17 protein-coding genes and 1 pseudogene are annotated in these 22,011 nt (G+C 62.3%); all 18 read right to left on the bottom strand.

Annotation, left to right across the window (positions count from 1 at the left end; all coding sequences use genetic code 11):
* Positions 1 to 40: 40 nt before the first annotated feature.
* Positions 41 to 1,672: a VWA domain-containing protein gene (locus PSH73_RS00790; RefSeq protein WP_186625063.1), complete on the bottom strand. Its 1,632-nt coding sequence runs from the start codon at positions 1,670 to 1,672 to the stop codon at positions 41 to 43.
* 203 nt (positions 1,673 to 1,875) lie between these two features.
* The gene (locus PSH73_RS00785; protein ID WP_057436967.1) at positions 1,876 to 2,526 is read right to left on the bottom strand and encodes a DUF799 domain-containing protein; all 651 of its coding nucleotides are present in this window, start codon (positions 2,524 to 2,526) and stop codon (positions 1,876 to 1,878) included.
* Positions 2,523 to 2,885: a DUF4810 domain-containing protein gene (locus PSH73_RS00780; RefSeq protein WP_057957961.1), complete on the bottom strand. Its 363-nt coding sequence runs from the start codon at positions 2,883 to 2,885 to the stop codon at positions 2,523 to 2,525. The genes PSH73_RS00785 and PSH73_RS00780 overlap by 4 nt, the downstream gene beginning before the upstream one ends.
* A 29-nt stretch (positions 2,886 to 2,914) precedes the next feature.
* Positions 2,915 to 3,595, bottom strand: a complete 681-nt coding sequence (locus PSH73_RS00775) for a CsgG/HfaB family protein (RefSeq protein ID WP_057436965.1) — start codon at positions 3,593 to 3,595, stop codon at positions 2,915 to 2,917.
* 31 nt (positions 3,596 to 3,626) lie between these two features.
* Complete coding sequence (locus PSH73_RS00770) at positions 3,627 to 4,208, bottom strand: hypothetical protein (RefSeq protein WP_305461754.1); 582 nt, start codon at positions 4,206 to 4,208, stop codon at positions 3,627 to 3,629.
* A gap of 141 nt (positions 4,209 to 4,349) precedes the next feature.
* Positions 4,350 to 6,924, bottom strand: a pseudogene (locus PSH73_RS00765) (autotransporter outer membrane beta-barrel domain-containing protein).
* A 383-nt stretch (positions 6,925 to 7,307) separates the two neighbouring features.
* On the bottom strand, positions 7,308 to 7,775 hold the full coding sequence (gene pgaD, locus PSH73_RS00760; RefSeq protein WP_186625056.1) for a poly-beta-1,6-N-acetyl-D-glucosamine biosynthesis protein PgaD: 468 nt from the start codon (positions 7,773 to 7,775) through the stop codon (positions 7,308 to 7,310).
* Positions 7,772 to 9,118 (bottom strand): poly-beta-1,6-N-acetyl-D-glucosamine synthase, encoded by a 1,347-nt coding sequence (gene pgaC / locus PSH73_RS00755; protein WP_057438950.1) that lies wholly within the window; start codon positions 9,116 to 9,118, stop codon positions 7,772 to 7,774. The genes pgaD and pgaC overlap by 4 nt, the downstream gene beginning before the upstream one ends.
* Before the next feature lie 3 nt (positions 9,119 to 9,121).
* A complete protein-coding gene (gene pgaB / locus PSH73_RS00750) occupies positions 9,122 to 11,122 on the bottom strand; it encodes a poly-beta-1,6-N-acetyl-D-glucosamine N-deacetylase PgaB (RefSeq protein WP_169990435.1) in 2,001 nt (666 codons plus the stop codon).
* Between the two features lie 12 nt (positions 11,123 to 11,134).
* Positions 11,135 to 13,585, bottom strand: a complete 2,451-nt coding sequence (gene pgaA / locus PSH73_RS00745; RefSeq protein WP_057957946.1) for a poly-beta-1,6 N-acetyl-D-glucosamine export porin PgaA — start codon at positions 13,583 to 13,585, stop codon at positions 11,135 to 11,137.
* A 327-nt stretch (positions 13,586 to 13,912) separates the two neighbouring features.
* The gene (locus tag PSH73_RS00740; protein WP_057957945.1) at positions 13,913 to 15,409 is read right to left on the bottom strand and encodes a YdgA family protein; all 1,497 of its coding nucleotides are present in this window, start codon (positions 15,407 to 15,409) and stop codon (positions 13,913 to 13,915) included.
* A gap of 257 nt (positions 15,410 to 15,666) precedes the next feature.
* Entirely contained in the window at positions 15,667 to 16,299 is a 633-nt protein-coding gene (locus PSH73_RS00735) for a hypothetical protein (protein WP_057438948.1), read from the bottom strand.
* Between the two features lie 81 nt (positions 16,300 to 16,380).
* Entirely contained in the window at positions 16,381 to 17,823 is a 1,443-nt protein-coding gene (locus PSH73_RS00730; protein ID WP_057957944.1) for an efflux transporter outer membrane subunit, read from the bottom strand.
* Positions 17,820 to 18,710, bottom strand: coding sequence for an efflux RND transporter periplasmic adaptor subunit (locus tag PSH73_RS00725; protein WP_200659218.1), 891 nt, complete (start codon positions 18,708 to 18,710; stop codon positions 17,820 to 17,822). The genes PSH73_RS00730 and PSH73_RS00725 overlap by 4 nt, the downstream gene beginning before the upstream one ends.
* Positions 18,707 to 18,916 carry a DUF1656 domain-containing protein gene (locus PSH73_RS00720; RefSeq protein ID WP_057438946.1) on the bottom strand — a complete coding sequence of 70 codons (210 nt, stop codon included), beginning with the start codon at positions 18,914 to 18,916 and terminating at the stop codon, positions 18,707 to 18,709. Before PSH73_RS00720 ends, PSH73_RS00725 begins: the two co-directional genes overlap by 4 nt.
* Positions 18,913 to 20,991 (bottom strand): FUSC family protein, encoded by a 2,079-nt coding sequence (locus tag PSH73_RS00715; protein WP_198818445.1) that lies wholly within the window; start codon positions 20,989 to 20,991, stop codon positions 18,913 to 18,915. The genes PSH73_RS00720 and PSH73_RS00715 overlap by 4 nt, the downstream gene beginning before the upstream one ends.
* On the bottom strand, positions 20,988 to 21,419 hold the full coding sequence (locus tag PSH73_RS00710) for a MarR family winged helix-turn-helix transcriptional regulator (RefSeq protein WP_057438945.1): 432 nt from the start codon (positions 21,417 to 21,419) through the stop codon (positions 20,988 to 20,990). Before PSH73_RS00710 ends, PSH73_RS00715 begins: the two co-directional genes overlap by 4 nt.
* A 269-nt stretch (positions 21,420 to 21,688) precedes the next feature.
* Positions 21,689 to 21,931, bottom strand: coding sequence for a DUF2789 domain-containing protein (locus PSH73_RS00705; protein WP_057957941.1), 243 nt, complete (start codon positions 21,929 to 21,931; stop codon positions 21,689 to 21,691).
* Positions 21,932 to 22,011 lie beyond the last annotated feature (80 nt).

Genomic DNA, 22,011 nt, shown 5'->3' with positions numbered 1-22,011 from the left:
GCAAGCCAGCTCCCACATTAGAGCTGTATCGTGTGCAAGATCAGTGTTTGAGGCTCTGGGCCAGTTCCACCAACTGTACAAATTCATTACGCAGGCCGTAGGGATCAACACCGCGGGCCGAGCGGGCCAGGGCGGCGGTGTCTTTTAGGCTCATGCTGCCAGTGTAGCGGCCATCGCCCTTGAGCTGTTGGGCGAAGGCGGCCACGGCGGCCGAGAAGCGCAGGTCGTCGCTGGGCGTGTGTTGAGCACTCTTGATCGGGTGTTCGATCAGGCGACTGCTGCCACCCGCCGCCGGCTTGTAGCGTACCCGCAACATGGCCAGTTCTGTGGCATTGCCATCGCCAGTCTTGGCCTGGGTATAGCGCAGCGGTTCCAGCCAGCCTTTTGAACCCTTGGGTACGATTTCATACAGCGCTGTCACGGTATGCCCGGCACCGATTTCGCCGGCGTCCACCTTGTCATTGCTGAAATCCTCACGTTTCAAGGCGCGGTTTTCATAGCCCAGCAGGCGATATTCGCTGACCTGGGCCGGGTTGAATTCCACCTGCAGCTTTACATCCCGCGCCACCACGGCCAGGGTCGAGCTGAGTTGCTCCACCAGTACCTTGCGCGCTTCGCGCAGGTTGTCGATATAGGCGTAGTTGCCATCGCCCGCGTCGGCCAGTTGTTCCATCAGGTGTTCGTTGTAGTTGTCCACACCAAACCCCAGGGTGGTCAGGGATACCCCGCTTTTGCGCTGGTCCACGGCCATCTGCTTGAGGCTGTCGAAGTCGCTGATGCCGACGTTGAAGTCACCGTCGGTGGCCAGCAGGATGCGGTTGATACCCTGGTCGATAAACCCTTCGCGGGCCATCTGATAGGCCAGTTCGATGCCCGATGCGCCCGCCGTGGAGCCGCCAGCGGTCAGTTGCTCGATGGCGTTGCGGATTTTTGCCTTGTCGCGCCCGGAGGTGGGCTTGAGCACCACCCGCGACTCGCCGGCATACACCACCAGCGACACGCGGTCCTGATCGCGCAGTTGGTCGACCAGCAGCTTGAGGGTGCTTTTCACCAGCGGCAGGCCTTCGCGGCGGTCCATGGAGCCGGAAACATCCACCAGGAACACCAGATTGGCCGGCGCCAATTCGGCCACCGCACGCTCGGAGGCCTTGATGCCGACGCGCAGCAGGCGCGTGTTGGGGTTCCAGGGGGTGGCGGCGACTTCGGTGGTCACGCCGAACGGTGAGCCATCGCTCGGCAGTGGGTAGTCGTAGGGGAAGTAATTGACCATTTCCTCAAGTCGCACGGCACCTTCGGGTGGCAACTGGCCTTGGTTGAGGAAACGCCTGACATTGGCATAGCTGCCCGTGTCGACATCGACGCTGAAGGTCGAGACCGGGGTTTCGGCAACGCTGTGCACCGGGTTGTCCGGCAGGTTTTGATACTGCTCACGCGGCTCGGCGCGGTACTCCATCGCCACGGCGTCATGCATGGCCATCGGTGCCGGCATCGCCATTCTTTTGAGCATGGCGCCCTGAGCCTGGACAGGCGCGCTTTGCAGTTCGGGGACGGCAGCCGCTTCGGGCGCCTTGGCCTCGTCACGGGATGACAGCCCACACCCGGCAAGTGCCACCAGCAAGGTCACGGCAAAGCCCTGGGCAGCGGGGCGCAGGAGGAGAAGAGGATGGGACATGGGCTGAACCTCGTGTGTGAATGATGCGTTCACAAGGTCAGACGTAGGAGCGTCGGGATTCGGGTTAGCGTCTGGTCACTCAACCTGTGTGGGAGCTGGCTTGACCTGCGATAGCGGTGGGCGAGTCAATACATACGGTGACTGACCTACCGCTATCGCGGGCAAGCCCGCTCCCACATTGGAGCGGCAGTGACTGGTCCAGATCAGTCCGAGCCGTACTTGGGCGAGCGCGGGCCGTACAGGATCCCGGTGCGCTGCCCGGCCGACAACAGGCGTGCGCTGGTGATACCAGCAATCGGGTGCGCTGCGTCGGTGGAGCTGTTGATCACTTGCTTGACCGCTGCGGTGATCAGCATGCCCACCAGGCCGCCGCCGTTGTTGTTGCCTTCCTCGCTGGACGCCCGTGCCGAGCCGGTCCACAGGGTGGTGCCGGTGCGCAGGTCGACCAGTTTGGCCGAGGCTGTCACGGAGGTGTCGCTGGTGATCAGCATGTACTTGGTGCCGTACTCGCTGACGGTGATGTACAGCGCCGCGTCTGCGCCGAAGATCTCATGCAGCTTGCCCGGCGGCACGCCCTGGATATCGTTGGCGGTGGTCAGGCCGTTCTGGCGGAAGGTTTCGTCCACCAGGGCAATCGGCATCACGTAGTAACCGGCTTCCGCTAACGGGTAGGTCACCTGCGATACCAGGCTGTAGGAGGCCTGCACTTCAGGGGACTCGTTGATCGGTGGCAGCACCAGGATCGACTTCGGCCGCGCCTGCTTGTAGGCCGAGTAATCGACGGTCTTGGGTGCTGCGCAACCGCCCAGCAAGGCCAGGGCGAGCAAGGCGCCGGTGAGTTTCAAAAAGCTCATTTCTTCACCTCTGGGGCCTTGGCGTTCTTGAGCAAAAAGTCCATGTAGGCAGCAGACTCGGGGAACAGCGCCTTCTCGGTGCGCAACTGCTGCACCATCTGGTCATCCTTGCCCATGCTCAGGTACAGCAAGCCCAGGTGGGCGTGGTAGCCCGGCGGGGCCTGGCGGCCACTGGCGTTGATCTTTTGCAGGTCGCGTTCCAGCGCTTCGACCTGGGCTTCCTTGGGCTCGCCCTTGAAGTACTCGTAAACCTGTGGCTGGTAGCTTTCCCATTGATACAGGGGCTTGGGTGCCGTCTGGCACCCTGCAACCAGCGCGGTTGCTGTCAGCATCAGCGCTAACTTAACTGCCTTGCTCATCCGTGTACTGCTCCTTGAAAACACTTAAATCAGTTACGCGGGTTCCAGGCGCCGGCGTTGATACCGTCGACCAGGCGGTTGATCGCTTCGCGCATGGCCAGGTCCAGGACCTTGCCATTGAGGGTGGAGTCATAGCTGGCGGTGCCGCCAAAGCCCACGACTTCACGGTTCGACAGCGCGTATTCACCGGCGCCCTGGGTGGAATACACCACTTCGGAGGTGCTGATGTTGACGATATTCAGGTTGATCTTGGCGTAGGCCACCTGGGTCTTGCCACGGCCGAGAATGCCGAACAACTGGCGGTCGCCGGTTTCTTTGCGGCCGAACTCGGTCACATCGCCGGTCACCACGTAGTCAGCACCCTTGAGGTTCTGGACGGTGCCCTTGATTTTCGCTTCCTGGGAGATTTCGCCCATGTTGTCGCGGTCCAGCACGCTGAAGCGGTTGGTCTGCTGCAAGTGGGTGATCAGGATGGTCTTGGCCTGGCCACCGAGGCGGTCCACGCCATCGGAGAAGATCCCGCGCATGTAGCTGGAGCGGTTATCGAACTTGCCCACGGCAATCGGCACGCGTACGCCGGAGTAGGCGACGCTGGCGCTGGCGACTTTTTCGATCGGCAGTGCGCGGGAGCTTTCCGTGGCGCAACCGGCCAGGGTCAGCAGTGCCGTGGCGGCAAGGCCGGACAGCAGGATTTTGCAGAGTGATTTCACAGGGTGCTCCTAGGTGAATAAATCCGGGGTATTAACGTGAGGGTATGGCGCGCAGGTCGTGCACGATGTAATTGCTCAAGCCACCGGTGAAATGGCGCTCGATATTGGCGTTGCCTTCATTGGTCAGGACCCCGCCAACGGTCTTCCATTGCTGCACCTGGCCGCCCCAGTTATTGGGCACCAGGCCACCCCGATCCTGGGCAAAATGCAGCACCTCGGCGTCGGCTTTCTTGACCTTGACCTTGTAGCCGAAGTCGATGCTTTGCAGGATGGTGTTGTCGTCGACCACCAGGCTGGTGATACCGCCCTTGGAGTCGAGGAGATGGCGCACGTAGACGATATCCACGTCCAGCAGGTAGTCAGCGGTCTGCTTGCTGCTGGCGTAGCGCTTGGCCTTGAGCAGACGGTCGACCAGGTCGACGCCCAGTTGCTCGCGGACTTTGGCGTCCGACATGAAAATTCGGCCCTGCCCCACCACGTTGACGTCGAAGGTATCGACCCAGAAGGTGGCGGTCTTGGGAATGGTCACGGGTGCTGGAGAGATGTAGTACGGGGGTTTGGAAGCGCAGCCGGCCAGAAAGGAAAGAGCCAGCAGTAGGGCAAAAATGCGCATCTTCGAATTCATCCCTGATTAAGTGCTGCGGCATTTTACGGGGTTGCGAGCGGTTCTCAAGGTGTTTCGCACTGGTGGGAGCAGGCTTGTGTGGGAGCAGGCTTACCAGTTCCCACACACGCTCGCTCCTACCAGGACGGTTTAGAACGCGTAACGGGCCTTGAGCATGACGCCATCGGCATCAAATCCACTGCGAGCCTGACGGGTGTAGCTGGCGCCGACGCTGAACGCCGAGACCTGGTAGTTCACGCCCACGCTGGCTTCATAGCTGTCACGCGCCACCGAAGCGCCGGTCACGCTGAACGTCGAACCGCCGTTCACAAAACTGGAAGTCTGCGCCACGCGATCACCCATCAGGTCGTGATAGGCCATCACGGTCGCTTCCGGTTGCAGAGTGCCGGCACCCAGCGCCAGGTTGCCTGCCACACGCAGGCCGGCGCCCAGCTCACCGACTTCGTAACGTTGGGAACCAGTGTTCAGCGCCGCCGAAGAGCCCTTCTCATGCAGGCTGTCCATGTGCACGCTGGAGTAACGCGCGGCGACACGCGGTTCGATCAGCACGCTGTCCGACGCCTTGAAGCTGTAACCGCCCACCACACTGGCCGACAGTGCCTGGCTGTCGTAGCTGCCCTTCGCTGTAGTGCCGGTGATATGACGCTTGCTGTCGTTGTCGTTGACGCCGTAGCTCAGGCTGCCATCGACAAACCAGTTCTGCAGCGACCAGTTGCCATACAGCGACAGCGCGTTGCCCTGCACTTCAGTCTTGTTGCCCAGGTCCGAGTGGATGTTGGAGTTGAGGTAGCTGTACGCCACGCCCACGCGGGTGCTGTCGTTCAAACGCCCGTCCACGCCGACGGCCACGCCGCTGCTGTTGGCTGAGTAACCGTTATCGCCACCGCGACCGTCCTGGTCCATGTTGCTGCTCAGGCCTTGCACCCACACACCGCCGCGTTCGCTGCCATCGCGCTGGCCGGCCAGGCGGTTGAGGATCGTGCCGTTGATCACGGTCTGCCCGGACAAGGCCACGTCCAGCGCGCCACGGTTTACGTCAGGTTTGAGCTGTTCGCCAATCTGCGCCAGTTGCTGGGCGCTGCCGGCGTTGGCCACGGCCTGGAACACTGCGTCGTCCTGGCTCAGTTGCCCCAGCACTTCGTTTTTCAGCAGGTTCACGGCGGTGACTACCGAGGTGCTGGCGCCCACGCCGCCGAGGTCGGTTTGCACCTGCTCGTCTGGCTTCAAGCCCACCACGGCCTTGACCGTCTGCGCATCGGCCGAGTAGCTGAGCACATCGAGCAACGATGAGCTGCTGGCGACCGTCAGGCCGTTGTTTTGCACGCTGCTAGCTTGCAGCAGGGTGTATTCGGTGCCGCTGGGCGCTGCGGTGAAATCACCGGGCTTGGCGCTCAAGGTCACGTTGGAGCCCTGGGCGAAGTGCGCGGCGCCGCTGACCGTGAGGTAAGGCGTGGTCGGTACGACGCTATTGGACAGGCGCATATCAACCCCGGCGCCGCTGGCTACATTCAGGTCGCCAGTGATGGTGGTGCCGGCGCCGGACAGGTTCAACGAACCCGCGTTGACCGATACCGGGCCGCCAATGCGCGCGCCGGTAAAATCGGCCTGGCCGTTGATGTTCACAGCCGTGACACCGAGCACATCACCGACGATTTTGCCGCCGCTCCAGTTCAGGCTCGCCAGGTTGGCCGCGTCGATGGCGGTGCCGGAGTTGCTGCGGATTTCCCCGGCTTGCTGGTTGATTTCGAAGGGGGAGGTTTGCTTGCCAGCATCGACCTTGATCGCAATGCCATCGGCGCTGACAGTGCCACGGTTGACGATGCCGCGAGAGCCGATGGGGCTGTTTTGCGCAAAGCTTGCACCACGGAAGTCGAAAGCGTTGGCGTTGGCGCCTTTGGCTTCTAGGACACCTGTATTGAGGATGTAGTCGACGGTACCGTCATAAAACACCACGCCGGACGCACCAGCGCCATTTGCCGAAAGCAGGCCGCTGTTTTCGATGCGTAAAGGAGTAGTTTCGGTTTCCACCTCAAAGGCCCAAGCGTCTTTACCCGTCACCGACAACGTCCCGGAGTTGAGGATCTTGCCCCCAATACTGGTGAGTTGCGTGCCCCGCCGGTCCAGTGCAATACCAAGGGAATCATCTCCGACCAATGAGATCACACCGGTATTGGAGACATCCCCTCCCACCGTGGCGCCATGCAGGTAAATACCATCTCCGCCTCTCTGGGAACTGGTTGTGGCTTGGATGGTGCCGGAGTTGATGACACTTCCGCCGATGGTCGCTCCACCGATTTCAAGGCCCTCATAACCACCGTTATTCAGGATGATCTTTCCAGCCTGGATCACATCCCCCCGTGATGGTGCTACTACGCGGATTAGTAGTCATTTCCAGAGATGCGTCCACGGCAAGCGCCCGAATGGGGCGGTCGTGATCACCCAGAACGATATCGGCCCGATTGATCAGCGACCCCTCGATCCTCGTATCGGCGATACTCACCCCCATCCAATTGCTCGTGACTAGGTTGGCGGTCACGTTCGTGGGCTGAGTCACCGTCCCGGTGAGGGTCAGTGATTCACTAAACTTCTCACCGCTCCAGGTGCTCTTGCCTTGACCAACGTCCACTTCAACGGCCAGCACTTGAGTGCTGATTGCCCCAACGATCAAAGCCAGCAGGCTTTTTTTAAACGGCTTTGGCTTCACGTAAAACTCCATGTATGACTGGGGCTCCGCTCACAATCTCGGCGGCAGCAGGTATAAAACCGAAACAGCCTGTTTGAGCCCTTGCACTGACCGACGACCTGCATCATTTGAGCTGATCAATGGCCTGCTAAATTTCCCGCAGATTGAGCAAGCGTTCGCGGTCATCGCCGAACAGGTTGTCAGCACACAGGCTCTCAAATTGAGCGAGGACCTCATTTTGATTCACAGCCAACCCATTGATTTATAACGAACAACTACTCATCAAACGTTTAAAGGCGCGCAACTCCGTGATTGTCAGTGGGCCGCCGAGGCGAGATAAATAGGACTACTCTTAAATTTATTGGCGAATCTTCCTGCAACAAAAGGTCACTTTTCCTACGCTCCTAGTTTTCCTGCCCCACCACCAGTTTTAACCCTGGCCGCCGCACCTCAAGGGAGTGATGCGCCGTCACCGCCTGCACCCCGCCCTCCTGATCGTTATGAATCACCAACACCCCCGGCCGGCGTAGTTGCTCAAGCTCGCCTGCCGCCAGGCGGAAGCTCTCGCTCAAGCCGTGGTCGCTCAACGCCTTGGTCGCCGCGCGCCGCTGGGCGAATTGCTTGCCGCGTCGTTGTTGGTAGCGCGCCCAGACGATCAGCAGCACCGCGTTGAACAAGGCGATCCACAGGTAGATCTGCAAGGTGTTCAGCGCGGCAAAAATCGGTGCATCGATGCGTGGGCCGCCATTGCTATCGAGCATCGGCACCAGGCCGCGCACCAGCAGGATCACCAGGCCGGCCCAGGCCATCAGGGTCAGGAAAATATCAATGGCCTGCATCACAGGCCGCTGTGGGGTACGGATCAGGTTCATGGCTTAACTTCCTTGGCAGGTGCCTTGATGCCGCGATCCGGGCTGACCCAGCGCGCGCGTTTTTGATGTTGGCGGAACAGGACTTTGGGAAAGCTGACTAGGGTGGTGAACAGGCTCACCAGCCAGAACACCAGCGGGTACCAGACGGTCCAGAACAGGGTTTTCCACAGGCCGCGCTCGTAGCGCCGGTCAATCATGATGCTCACGGCAAATTGCACCAGGCACACCACCGCCAGCAGCAACCCGGTGAAGGCCGGCGGCATCAGCGAACCGACGGCAATCGCCTCGGGCAACGGCACCACTTTCCCTACGCCCCAGAAGATCACCGACAGCAGGAAAGTGAAGGCCCAGCCGGTGGACAGGCAGTACTCGAACAGCAGCGGCCACAGGTAGCGATGGCGCCATTGCCAGATCCCGCGAATATTCTTGAACAGCACTTCGGCGCCGCCCTGGGCCCAGCGCAGACGCTGTTTCCACAGGCCGCCGAGGGTTTCTGGCATGAGGATCCAGCACAGCGCACGCGGCTCGTAGAAGATGCTCCAGTGGTCCAGTTGCAGCTTCCAGCTCACGTCGATGTCTTCGGTGATCATGTCGGTGCTCCAGTAGTCGACCCGGTCCAGGGCCGCCCGCCGAAACGCCACCACCACGCCGGACACAGTGAAGATCCGCCCGAAAACCCGCTGGGTACGCTTGATCAAACCAATGATCGAAGAGAACTCGCCCACCTGTACCCGACCAATCAAGGTCGAGCGCGTGCGGATGCGCGGGTTGCCGGTGACCGCGCCAAGCCGTGGGTTGTCGAGCATCGGCGCCACTAGGTAGGCCGCCGCGTTGCGGTCGAGCAAGGCGTCGCCGTCGATGCACACCAGGTATTCGCTGCGCGCCGCCACAGCGCCCATACGCAGGGCCACGGCCTTGCCCTGGTTTTGCGCCAGGTGCAGCACCCGCAAGCGTGGCTCCTGCAGCGCCAGGGCGTCGAGCACAGCGGCGGTGTTGTCGCTGGAGCCGTCGTTGATCGCAATCACTTCCAGGTTGCGATAGCGCTGGGCCAACGCCGCGCCGATGGTCTCGGCGGCGTTGTCGCCTTCGTTGTAGCAAGGGATCAGGATCGAGATCAGCGGCTCGCCTTTGAGCACCGGCGCCGGGGTGTCATCGGACCACGGCCAGTGGCGCTCCCAGTGCAGCCAGAAGTACAGGCCGCCGGCGATCCACAGCCCGGACATGAACAACGGATAGAAAAACACGAACTCCATCAGGAACTGCCCGGTGACCAGGAAGATCAGGCCCAGGGGCACACCCAACACCAATGCCAACACGAGAAGAGCAAGGATTCTGTCGAACATGAGTCAAGGATTCCATTTGTTGGAAAGGGCCGGACGCACGGTGTTCAGATCCGGCGAATTCTCCAGGAAGTTGTCGGGGTAGTAGCCAAAACTGCTGGCACCCTGGCGCTTGAGCACCCCCATCCACTCGGCCATTTGCACGCCGGAAATGTCCGGGGCGGCTGGAGTGCGCCAATCCTTGGCCTGTAGCTCGAAGACCGTGCGCTGCATCGCACCGGGCCGGGCCTTGACCGTGGCCACGAGCTTTTCCAGCCAGGCGTTGGAGTTCTTCAGTGACTGACCTTCCATCAATGGCATCGCCATCGGCGCAGTCCAGTCGTAGTGCTGGAGGAAGTCGTCGAGGTTCTGCGCAAACCAGGCTTCGCTGGCTGGGTTGAGCATCGGCTCGGCGAAGATATTGCGCGCGGTGAGCACTTCCGGGCCGCGCAGGGCGCGGACCTTGGCGGTCAGTTCATGGGTGAAGTCGATCAGGTACCGGCTCTTGAAACGGGTCCAGCGCTGCATCACTTCAGGGTCGGCGCGCAGCGCCTGGATGCTGCCCGGCAGGCCGTTGGCGGCGTAGGTTTTCAGGGCTTGGGGGCTGGCGTCTTCAAAGTCCGAGAGCACGGCGTCATCGTGGAACAACACACCGTGGATAGCGCTGGTACGGGCCAGGTCTTCGTAGATCTCACCGATGACTTTGCGCACCTGGGGATCGAACGGCGACAGGCGCTGGTACTGTTTCGGGTCGACGGCCACCTTGCCGGTGGCCGGGTCCCAGCGGCTGACGCGGGGTAGCTTGGCATCCAGGGCAAAGCTCAGCACGGGCATCCAGGCGTAGACCTTGACCAGGCCGGCACGGGTATGCAGCTGCCAACTGACACGGTTGAACAGGTCGGCACGCATCGGCAGATGGCGGTTGGGGAAGTACAGCGAACGCGCCAGGCCATCACCCTTGGGGTCGGCGAACGCCTGGAGGAATACAGTGTCGACGCCCATGTCCAGCACACGCTGGACCAGCGCGTCGAGGTTGCGCACCTCCTGCGCCTTGTCCGGGTCGTAGACATGATCGAGGTCCACATGCAGCACGCGCATCGGTGCTTTGACCTGCGCCGAGACCATGCTGTTGGCGAAGTCCTCACCGTACGGGTCGTTGTCCACCAGAAAGCGCGGGCTGCTCATCAAGTTGCCGAGGTTGTCGAGGCCGTCCTCCAGGGTCAGGGCCATCTGGTAACCCTGCTCACCCACCACCGTCAGAGCAGTGCCATCCGCCGCCCCATACGGCCATACCCACACACGCGGGGCCTTGCCGGTAACGGCGCGGATCTTATTGGAAATCGCCGCGACGTCGGCGCGCATCCGCGCCCGGAACTGCGCTTCGGACTCATAACTGCGGGTGACCGGGTCATAGCGCCGGGTGGCGGCGGCCGGTTCCTGGTTGCCCTGGGGGTTGGCCAGCACGCCCTTGTGGCTGGCGTCGGTGTGGGCGGCGATTTCCACCAGGCCCGATTGCGCCACTTCGCGCACTTGTTGCCAGGTCAGAAACTCCCCGCGGTTACGCGGCACGCCGGCAAAATCCACCGGCTGGTTCAACGGCGTGTCGACCCAACTGCCCACTGGCGCCAGCACGGCCGGCCACTGGTAGGCACGCAGGATCGGCATAACGCGGGTGTAAAAGCTCGAATAACCGTCGTCGAAGCTGAGCATGACGGCTTTGGGCGGCAGCTCTGGCCCGCCGGCACGGGCGGCGAGGACCTGGTCGACGCTGACCGCCTGGTAACCGTTCTCGCGCAGCCAGGACAACTGTTCGATCAGGCGTTCGGTACGCACCGCCACCACTCTCTGGTCGGGGTCACGGTCGTTGACATCGTGGTAGGCAATGCCCAGGAAATGGTTTTTCGGCCACGGCGCTTCGTTGACCGGTTTGAGTCGTTCAGCAGGTGGCGTAAAAGGCGCGGGGGACTGGGCACAGGCACTGCTCAGCAAAAAACCCAGGGCCAGCAGGCAACGGGAAACAAGGGTCATGATCGGACTCTTCTAGAAACGGTAAGTGAGGTCGACGATCAGGCGCACATCGCTTTCGCGCTCACCGTCATAAGGTCGGTTGATCCAGCTCAGGTTGGCGCCGGTTTCCAGTACGTCGTTCCAGCGATAACGCTGGCCGTAACTGAGCAAACCAATGGCACCGGTGGAGTAATCGCGCTGGCTGTAAGTGCCCGCACCGGCCTGGAACTGCTGACTCCACTGGGTTTCGTAGCGGTGATAAAGCACATGGTTGACGCTCACCGTGGGCAGCACGCTGAAGTCTGAGCGCGGGTTGAAATACGCGGCCTCTTCCTTACTGTTGCGGCTGGCGGCGACTTCCAGGCCAAGGTCTACTTGCACGCCCGGCGAGCGGTAGACACCCTCACGGCCGATGAGCGACGCTTCGACACGGTCGTTACCGTCACTGAAGTGGGACGGGCTCAGCGCCAGTTTCCACTCACGGCTCTCGTTGGCGCTCCAGCGGATAAACCCGCTGCCGCCGTTGGCGGTGACGTTGGCATTGAGCGCGCGCAACGGCGTGCTGGCGGCCAGGTAGTCAAGACTGCCCCCGTACTGCCAGTGGTCGTTGATGTCGCGGGCAATCGCCAGGCGTGCGCCCTGCTTGGTGCCTTTGCCGTAGGAGTGATTGGAGACTTCGGCCTCCAGGGTCATATCACGGGTACGCCGCTCCACACCCAGGCGCTGCCAGCGGTGGTGGCCCGTGCCTTCTTCAAAGTCGGCGGTGGCGTAGCCGATACCGCCGAATATCCGCCAGTCTTCATCGATGGGCGGGCTGTAGAGCAGGGTTTCGATCCCCCAGTCACGACTACCGGCAACCGCCCCGCCGCCATGGCTTTTACCGGTCTCGGCTTCGATACGCAGCTCGGCCATCTCATGCACCTTGCGCAGGCGCTGGAGACGTTGGACCTGGCGATTGTCCGGGGCGCGGGCGACCACGTCATCGGCGAGCATATCGAGCTGCCGCCACTCCTGCAGATCCAGCGCGTTGTAGCCTTGGGAGACTTCCAGGTCGATGTGGCGCGGGTTCTGGTTTTCGGCGTCCTTGAGGGCAATTTCGGCACGTCGCGGCCAGGCGCGGGCGCGGAACATGTCCGCCTGGGCCACGCGCATGCCGACATTGCCGGGCGAGGTGCGCACCAGGGTTTCCAGGCTTTTTTCACTGGTCGGCAGATCGGCGCCGTAGGTCGCGGCCTGGGCCGCCAGTTGCTGGGCGGCCAGCCACGCGTCGTTGGGGTTACCGAGGGGCAGCCCCTTGAGTTCAACCCGAGGTCTTTGCGTGCTCGCCAGGTCGTTTGCGACGGCGCGAGCTTCGCGGGTCTGGTCGTTTTCCAGCAGGGAGTAGTACAGCGCGGTGCTGTCGACCACCTGATTGCTGGGGTCGGCATCCGACGCGGTCACTGCCTGGCGATACAGCGGCGCGGCCTTCTCGGGCAAACGCTGGTCGAGGTAGGCGGCGGCCACCCAGCGCAGGGCGTAGTTGGGCAGTTGCACGCCTTGAGCTTGCAAGGCTTCGTAGTCGTGGAGCACCTCGGCGGTACGTGCGCGGGCCTTGAGCGCGCCCAGGCGGTCGATGCGCCAGCGCACCACATCATCATGGGCACTGGCGTCCGGGGTCCAGGTGGCGAGCAGTTGGTCGTAATCCTTGAGGGCGCGGTCGGCGATCACAAAGCGTTCGCTTTCACTGCGCGTCGGGAATTCAGCCAGGCGCACGCGTTCGGCAGCCAGGTCGCCTTCCAGGCGGCGCTGGGTCACCGGGTCCAGCAAGCCGGGGTGGCGGGCGCTCAGGCGCAGGGCCGGTTCCGGCATACGTGCACGTTGCAGGGCGATCAGGTATTCGCGCACCACCTCGGACTGGTTACCGGCGCGGATAAACGCCTGGTCGAATTCGAACAGCGAATCATAGGGCTGCCCGGCACGGGACAACGCATAGCCCAGGGCCATACGCCGCTCGACATTCTCGGGCTTGGCCGCCACCAGGGTGCGGGCACGCTGCACGGCTTCGGCGGTTTTGCCGCCATCGGCCAGGGTCATGGCCAGGCCCAGTTGCAGGTCCGGGTTGCTCGGTTCGCGCAGCAAGGCCTGGCGATACACCATTTCGGCGGGGGCCCAGCGCTGTTGATTGCGGTAGGTGCGGGCCACGGTGGTCAGCGCTTGGGTGGTCAGTTGGCGCTGGCGCCCCTGGGCCTCATAGACCTTGAGTACTTCGTCATCCTGGCGCGCCCAACTGGCGATCAACAGGTGATCGCTGACCTGGCCAGAGGTCTGGCGCTCGGCAGGCAATTGGCGCAACAGGTTGAGCGCTGGCGTGTAGTTGCCGGTACGGGCCTGGCGAATCAGGGAATCATAGGCAGGATCGGCCACGGCCAGGGTCGGCAGCAACAAGGCAGCACCGATCAGTAGACGCAGGCGGCCAGGGCCAGAGGGAGAGAAATTACGCAACATGTCGTCAGCTTCCTTACTCGGAAAGCTGTAGCGATAGGTTCGCCTGTACAACACGCATCAGGCCGCCGGTGTCTGATGACCCGGCCAAGCTTTCCTGGGCGCAATATCCCTGAGAAGGATATGGAATAGGACAAATTAGGACAATTGTTCAGAATTGTCCTACAAGCCAGTTGAGATCAAACGTGGGGCTTGTGTGGGAGCTGGCCTCTGTGGGAGCTGGCTTGCCTGCGATGGCATCACCTCTGTTTCACTGACACACCGAGGTGATGCTATCGCAGGCAAGCCAGCGCCTACACAAACCGTATTCCTACAGGGGGTCGGGCAGCCTTATTGGGCGCCGCTGACCGCACCCAGCTTGCCCAGTACGCCGCCGATAAACTGCTCGACGGTCATTTTCTGGCCATTGAAGGTCACTTCATTGTTGGCGTAATGCAGCTTGGCCAGGATGTCGTTGCCTTCCAGGGTCGCCAGTTGCGTGCCCACGGCCATGCCGCTGACCATCTCGCTGGCCATCTGGGCCTGCTGCTCGATGGCTTTGGGGTCAGTCACACCACCGATCTGCGCTTGCAGGGCGGCCACGTCAGCGATCATCGGCTTGGACAGGGTCAGATTGGCATCCAGCAGCGTGATCATCTGCTTGGCCAGTTCAACCGGCGGCAGCTCCATGGTGGACGGCTTGGTCAGGTCTACCACCAGGTTGAAGCGGCTTTCGCCATTGGCGGTCTTCAGGGACAGATTTTCCAGGGCCACTTGCGGCTTGGCGGCCAGCAGCAGATCAACGTTGGCCTGGGCCAGCACTTGCTCGGCTTCGCTCAGTTGCAGCTCAGGAATCGGTTGGCCGGCAGCCTGGGCAGCCTGCACCGGTTGCATCTTGTCCTGATACAGCTTGGTCAGCACCATGGTCGATGGCACATCGATGTTCTTGACGCTCACGGCCATGGCCGCCGAACCCACGGGCTTGCCCTGGTAACCGATCTCGGTGATTTTGTAGTCGACGCGACCGTCCAGGTTGTTGTCCTTGGTATCGCTGCTGTCTTTCTGCTCGAACCCTTTGACGGTCAGCACGGCTTGTTCCGGGCCAAAGGTGAACGTGCTGTTGCTCAACACGACGGTATTCTGGCCGACATAAAAACCAAAGCTGCTCTTGGTCAAGTTACTGGCGAGGGTCAAGCCATTGAGCTCTGCCTGGAACGGTGCCCCCTTGGGGTCGACCAGGGAGACCTTGAGGGCGTCCATGTAACCGTCGACCTTGATCTCTGTCGCCTTTTCGGTGTTGAAGTAGTCCATGTTCAAGCCGGAGAAGGTGACGCTGGTGGTGCCGTCCTTGTACTCCAGGGGCAGCAGCTCCAGGTTGCCCGTGACCGAACGGTTGAAACCGATGTTGGCGACGCCTTTGACCGGCGAAACGTCCTTGGTGGCGGCGAACCATTTTTCGGTGGTCGGGTTCTTCTCAAGGGCCAGGTGACTGGTAGCCAGCACTGGCCACCACTTCAGGGTGACCAGGCGCGAGACCGGCAGTGGACCGTGTTCGATACGGTCGACAAACAGCAGCTCGCTGTCTTTGAACTGTTCACCGAACACCGCGCCTTCAGCCTTGAGACGGAAGTGGCCGGTGCTGCTGAACCAGCCGCGATCCAGGGAGACCATCTCCAGGGTCATACGGCCATCGACACCGGCCAGGGAGCGTTCCATCTCCTTGTTGGCGTCTTCGATCGTGGTTTTAAGCACACCTTCCAATTGGCTGCCGGTGTACCAGGCACCGCCGGCACTGACCACGCCGACGGCGGCAACAAAACCCAAAAGTACAACGGCTGATTTATTCATGAAGTGTCCTGATCCAATCCTGTGCGAAGTGGGCTGTCTTCCCTGAACCCCGAAGTGGGGCGTCGGCTCAAGCCCGCCGAAAATCGGGGCAAGGTTAGCACTGGCGGGGGGGCTCGTTGCAATCTCTTGTGGCGGACAACGCGGCCCAGGGGATGGAAATGGAACATTGTGGCAAGGGGGCTTGCCCCCGTTGGGCCGCGTAGCAGTCCCAATAAGACTCACTGAGTTTTATCAGATCCACCGGACTCAGCCCTGGGTCAGGAGTATTCCATCTCGATTTCGTCGAGTTGGTGATCAAAACTCTTCAGCCGCGCCGTCCAGGTGTACACCAGCACTTCAAACTCGCGGTGAATCACCGCATTGCCCGGCGTATCCGCCTTGGGGTCGTAGAAGTCCAGTTGGTAACGCTCGCGGGCCATGGCGGTGGCGACGTCGGACAGTTCCCGGGCGTTGTTCAGCCAGTGCCGCCCTTCGGCCACTTGTCGGTCGAGTACCACGCATTGTTGCTTCAAGGCTTCGAGGCTTTTTTCCAGGGGCGTGCCGGTCAGTTCGCCCATGACTTCCTGGAAGGTGCGCCCAGGCTGCCAGTAGCTGCCCCAGAAATAGCGGTCAAACACGGTTTCGACCCGACGCAGGGCGACCTTGGTGTCCCAGATCGCCACCCGCGTCTTGCCTTGTTCGAGGATTTTTTTCTGGGTGCGCTGGCCCTGGTAGGAGGCCCAGGCCACCACGCCAATGGACAACGCGGCGATCAACGCACAGGCGCTGTCGAGGAACACCATGGCCTTATCCAGTTGATGGGCCAGCATGACGCCGTAAAAGTAAGTCGCCGATAACAACACCAGTGCGAAGAGCACGCACCAGAACGCGGGAGCATAAGGGTTTTTCATTATTGGAATCCCCATGAGCAACGCAGGCAGTGATCAGCGGGCCATCACGCAAGCCCGTCTGATCAAAGCATAGCAACCGCCTCAGGGTTTGCCGGGTTGTGTGCCTTGCGTTCGTCCGCTTTCCCAGCCGCCGCCCAGGGCCAGGAACAGGTCGATCTGGCTCATCGCCACTTGGGTGTTGGCCTGAGCCAGTTGCGCACGCATATCGGTGTAGGTGCGCGTGGCTTGCAGGTCGGCGAGGAACGACTCGCGCCCGGCCTGGAAGAAGCGGTGCGTCTGGTCGGCGGCCTGTTGCGCCGACTGCTCGGCCTCGGCCAGGGCATCGCGGCGCTGCAGTTGGGCAGTGTATTGCGCAAGCCCGGTCTGGGTCTCGCGGATGGCATTGAGCACCACTCCATCGAAGTGCGCCAAGGCGCCCTGGGTCGCGGCTTCGGCTTCGTGGATGCGCGCACGCGAGCCGTTGGACGGCACCGTCCAGCTCAACAGCGGGCCGAAGCCCCAGCGGTTGGCGGCCGGTTTGCCGAGGTTGTCGATAATGCCCACGGTGCCGATGGAGGCGCCGATGCTGATATCCGGGTACAACTCGCCGGTGGCCACGCCAATGCCCGCCGTCGCCGCCGCCAGTCGGCGTTCGGCCTGGCGCACGTCAGGGCGGCGCTTGAGCAGGGTGGCGCCGTCGCCCACCGGCAGCAACTGGGCAATCTGCGGCAACTCGGCGCAATCGCGGGTGCCGGCCGGCAATTGGTCCAGGGGTTTGGCCAGGAGCATCGACAGGCGGAACAAACCGGCCTGGCGCGCCGCCTCAAAGCGCGGCAGTTCAGCGCGCAAAGACTTGAATTGGGTTTGTGAGCGGGTGACCTGGGTTTCATCGCCACGCCCCGCATCGCGCAGGCGCTGGGTCAGGCGCGTGCTCTGGGCTTGCAGGTCGAGAGACTGGCGGGCGATGTGCAGCTCTTCATTGGCTGCACACACCTGGGTGTAGGAGCGCACCACGTCCGCTACCAGGGTGATGCGTGCGGTATCCACCGCGGCTTGGGTCGCGTCGGCATTGGCCTGGGCACCTTCGATGCCGCGCTGCAAGGTGCCGAACAGGTCGAACTGATAGGAGGTGGTGATGCCGATATCACCGACATTCGCCACCGGCACTTTGTTCGCCTGCAAAAAAGCCTCGCCGGACTCCTGCAAACGCTGGGCGCCGAGCTTGACCCCGCCGCTCCAGCCTCCCGCCGATTGCGCTTCCTGCACCTGGAAGCGCGCCCGTTGCAGGTTGGCCGCCGCCACGCGCAGGTCGGTGTTGGAGGCCATGGCCTGGCGCACCAGTTCATCCAGGCGCGGGTCCTGGTACAACTTCCACCAGTCGGCGGGCACCGGCGCCGAGACCACATTACTGCCCTGCCCGGCCAGTTGGCCCTGCAGGTCGCCACGGTTGACGGCGGCTGCATCCGGCAACTGGTAATCCGGGCCCACTACCTGGCAGGCCGACAACAGCAGCCCCAGCCCAGCGGTCGCCAGCAGTTGCTTCATGGCTGGTCTCCGGACTTGGACTGGTCATCCATGATCGACACGGTGGCCGTGCGCCCGGCAATCATGCGGAAGTCCGCCGGCACATCATCAAAGGCGATACGCACCGGGATCCGCTGGGCCAGGCGCACCCAGCTGAACGCCGGGTTGACGTTGGGCAGCAGGTTGGAGCCGCTGGTGCGGTCGCGGTCTTCGATGCCGGCGACGATGCTTTGTACATGCCCGCGCAAACGGGCGTTGTCGCCAATCACACGGATATCCACGCTCTGGCCGACATGGATGCCGTCCAGTTTGGTCTCTTCAAAGTAGCCGTCGATGTGGAAGGAATTGCTGTCCACCACCGACAACACCGGGTGCCCGGCGGTCACGAACTCCTGGGCCCGAGGCGCACGGTCGTTGACGTAGCCGTCCACCGGGCTGCGGATCACCGAGCGGTCGAGGTTGAGCTGGGCGCTATCCACCGTCACCTGCGCCTCGGCCAGGGCCGACTGGGCGCGGGCCACGCGGGACTGGCTTTCTTCCAGTTGCTCGCTGGCCACCAGGTTGCCCAGGCCGCGGTTGCGCCTGGCTTCACGCTGGGCCTGGGCCAGGGTTTCCTGGCGGTCGGCCACGGCCGCCTGGGCCTGGCGCAGGGCGAGCTTGAAACGGTCCTGGTCCACGGAGAACAGCACCTGGCCCCGGGTCACCAGTTGGTTATCGCGCACATCCACTTGCTGGATCAGCCCGGACACGTCCGGGGCGATCTGCACGATGTCGGCGCGGATATGCCCGTCGCGGGTCCAGGGGGCGAACATGTAGTACATGACCATGCGCCAGACCACGACGCAGGCAAAGGTCACTACCAGCAACGTCAGGACCACACGGCCGATCGTCAAAAAAGGTTTTTTCATGTCATCAGGTATCGACTGAGTGAGTCCACAGCGCCCAGCAACAGCGCGTAGAGAGCCACATTGAATAATGCCCGGTGCCAGACCAGGCGGTAGAAGTGGACGCGGGTCAACAACCCGTGCACCACCAGGTAAAAGCCATACGTAATGCCCATCAGCACCAGCAGCGTGGGCAGGAACACCCCGCTGATATCCAGGTCACCGATCATAGAGGCGCTCCATCGGGTAACGGCGCGTCCATCTCGCCTGTACTGACAAACTCCACGCCGGGCAACAGCGCCAGGCGCAAACCGCTGAGGGCGTGCAGCAGGTGCAGGCGGGTTTCGCCCTCGCCTTGCAGGCCCTGGCCGTTGAGGGCGCGGCGGGTGCGGTCCAGGGTCATCAGCAGACCGCTGGGGGCCGGCAGGCGCTCACCGGCCTTCAGGCACGCCTTGAAGTACTCGCCGACCTCGGCCACCACCTGGTCGAGCAACACTCGCGGCACGCCGAGGATGCGGGGTGCGTAGGCCAGCAGGTCGAGCAGGTTCAGCGCCACGCGCAGCTCGCGCAGGGCGACGCCGGTGTCCTGGCCGGTCATGGCCAGGCGCGGCAGGTGCTGCATCAGGCGGTCGAGCATTTGCACGCCCAGGCGCCGGTGCTCGGCGAGGGTGGCCGGCTGCGTGAGGCCGACAATATCGCGCCAGCTGAAACGGGTCAGGCGCTTGGCCGCCAGCTCAGCGCCAAAGGGCCGCGCGATCAGGGTCCAGACAAAGGCAAACAGCAAGCCCACCGGGCCGGCGAGGTTGGAGTTGGCGAAACTCAGAAAATCCGCGTCGTAGGCGCCCTGGATGCTGATAAAGGACGAGGTGTTGACGATGGTCAGCAGCATGCCCAGGTAGAAACGCGGTTGCACCGTCAGGGTGCCGACCCAGATAAAGGGCACCGCAAACGCCAGCACCAGCATCGGAAAATCATGCAGGTTGGGCAGGATCAGGAATAAGTAGAGGCTGGCGAACAGCACCGACATCGCCGTCCAGAAAAAGAACCGGTAGATCTGCGGCGCCGGGTCGTCCATCGAGGCGAAGAAACTGCACGCCACCGCCGCGAGGATCACTGCGCTGCCGCCATCGGTCCAGCCCAGCAGAATCCACAGCACCGAGGCGACGATAATCGCGCTGACCGTGGAAAACGCCGAGTAGAGCATCAGGCCGCGATCAAGGAACGGCGTCAGCCGGCCCAGGCGCCAGTGACGATAGACCGCGCGCCACGGGGCCTGGCTTTCACTGTGGATGGCGGCTTGCAGGCTGCGGCAGTCTTGCCACAGGTCGATCCACTCGCCGAGGCGATGCAGCGCGTTGGAAAACAGCAACTGATGACGGTCGTCCAGGGCCTCGGCGTCGGGTTGCAGGGCTTCGAGCTGGTCACGCAGGACGCGCCAGCGTTCGACCGGCGCCTCATCGGTTGTGCTTTGCAGCCACTCGGTGGTGGCCGCCAGCAGCGGCGCGAACTTGCCGACCAACTCCGGGGTGCGGCGCTCCAGGGCATACAGCGCGTCATCCAGGGCATCCACCACCGGCAACAGATGGATCATGCGCCCGCGCAGCTCCTTGGTGTTGCGCACCGTTTGTGGCCGCGCGCCTTCGTGGGGCAGTTGGCCGATCATCAATTCCAGGGTGTTAAAGGTCGCGACCATGCCGCCGCGCAGGCTGCTGACTTCCTCGGGCTGTACGTTGCGATTGAGGAAGCGCTGGCTGTAGATCGTCGCGTCGGCAAACCATTTACGCACCGAGTCATCGAACACCGGTGCCAGGCGCCGTGGCCAGAACATCGCGCCGACCACCGCCGCTACGGCGATGCCAAGGAAGATTTCTTCGGTACGCGCCTCGGCCACATCCCACACCGCCAGGGGGTTATCCACCACCGGCAAGGCGATCAACGGCAAGGTGTAGCCCGCCAGCATCAAGGCGTAGCTGTTGGCGGTACGCAAATGCAGGGACAGAAACAGCAAAATGCCAGTCCACAACGCAATCACCACCACCAGCAGGAACGGTGTCTGCACAAACAGCGGCACGAAAAACACCGCGGCCATCGCCCCGAGAAAGGTGCCGATGGCACGGTACAAGGCCTTGGAACTGGTGGGCCCGACAAACGGGCTGGAGACGATATACACCGTGGCCATCGCCCAATACGGACGCGGCATTTGCATCAGCATGGCGATATACAGGGCAATCATCGACGCCGCGAAAGTACGCACACCGTAGAACCAATCCCGGGCCGGCGGCATGCCGGTAAAAAATCCGTTCAAGAAGCCACGACCAACGGTGGGTGGTTGGCTGCTTCAAAAGCATGCAGCACGCGCAACGCGGCTTCCAGATCGGCAGGGGCCATGTCTGCCAGCACTTCATGGCGCAAGCGCACCAGCTGGGCTTCGACCGCCTGCACCAACTCGCGGCCGCGCTCGGTCAGGCTCAACGCCTTGGCGCGGCGGTCGTGCAGGTCTTCGCTGCGGCACACCAGGCCGGCACTGCACAGTTGGTCGAGCAGGCGTACCAGGGACGGGCTTTCCATCCCCGAAGCCTGGGCCACCTTGACTTGATGCACGCCGTCGCCGAGACGGCCGATCATCAGTAAAGGCACCGCACAGGCTTCGGAAATACCGTAGCTCACCAGCGTGGCCTGGCAGATTTTGCGCCAGTTACGGGCGCCCGCCACCATGCTGCTGCTGAGGCTCATATGAAGGGTTTCGAGGGTTTGAGGCACGAGGTCATTCGCATACAGTTAGTTTGCTAACTATCAATATGGTGGAGGAATGGAATCTCGTCAAGTTTTGATACAAATTCACAGATAGGCGGTGGAGCCCCTATAACGCGCCGCCTCTGTGGGAGCTGTCGAGCCTTGGCGAGGCTGCGGTGGCAGTAGCACTGCTGGCATTGATGTTGGCTGATCCACCGCTATCGCAGCCTCGCTCGGGCTAGACAGCTGCCACATTCGAATGAGTTCACTTAAGCACGGCTGCTGCGCAACAGCACATTCAACTCATCCACCACTTCCGCCCAATCCGCATCCTCCAGAATTTCTTCGCGTAGAAACGCCTTCTGGCTACCCGTCCAGAAAAACGCATCTTCGAGTTTCAACTCCGGCTTGAGCGGCGAATGCACCGCAACAAAACGCTCAATGCTGGTGGCGTCATCGGGCAGCCCGAGCTGTTTGAACAACGACGGCAGGCTGTGAACAGGCGATTGCATGGCAACTCCAAAAAATCAGTGATTGCCCTCAGTCTAGACCGATAAAACCCACAGATTGGCAGCCATTCGTGCAACATTTT

This window comes from Pseudomonas sp. FP2294, from assembly GCF_030687625.1.
Lineage (GTDB): Bacteria > Pseudomonadota > Gammaproteobacteria > Pseudomonadales > Pseudomonadaceae > Aquipseudomonas > Aquipseudomonas shahriarae.
Note: the sequence above shows the minus strand (reverse complement) of the source record. Positions and strands in the feature narration are given on the sequence as shown.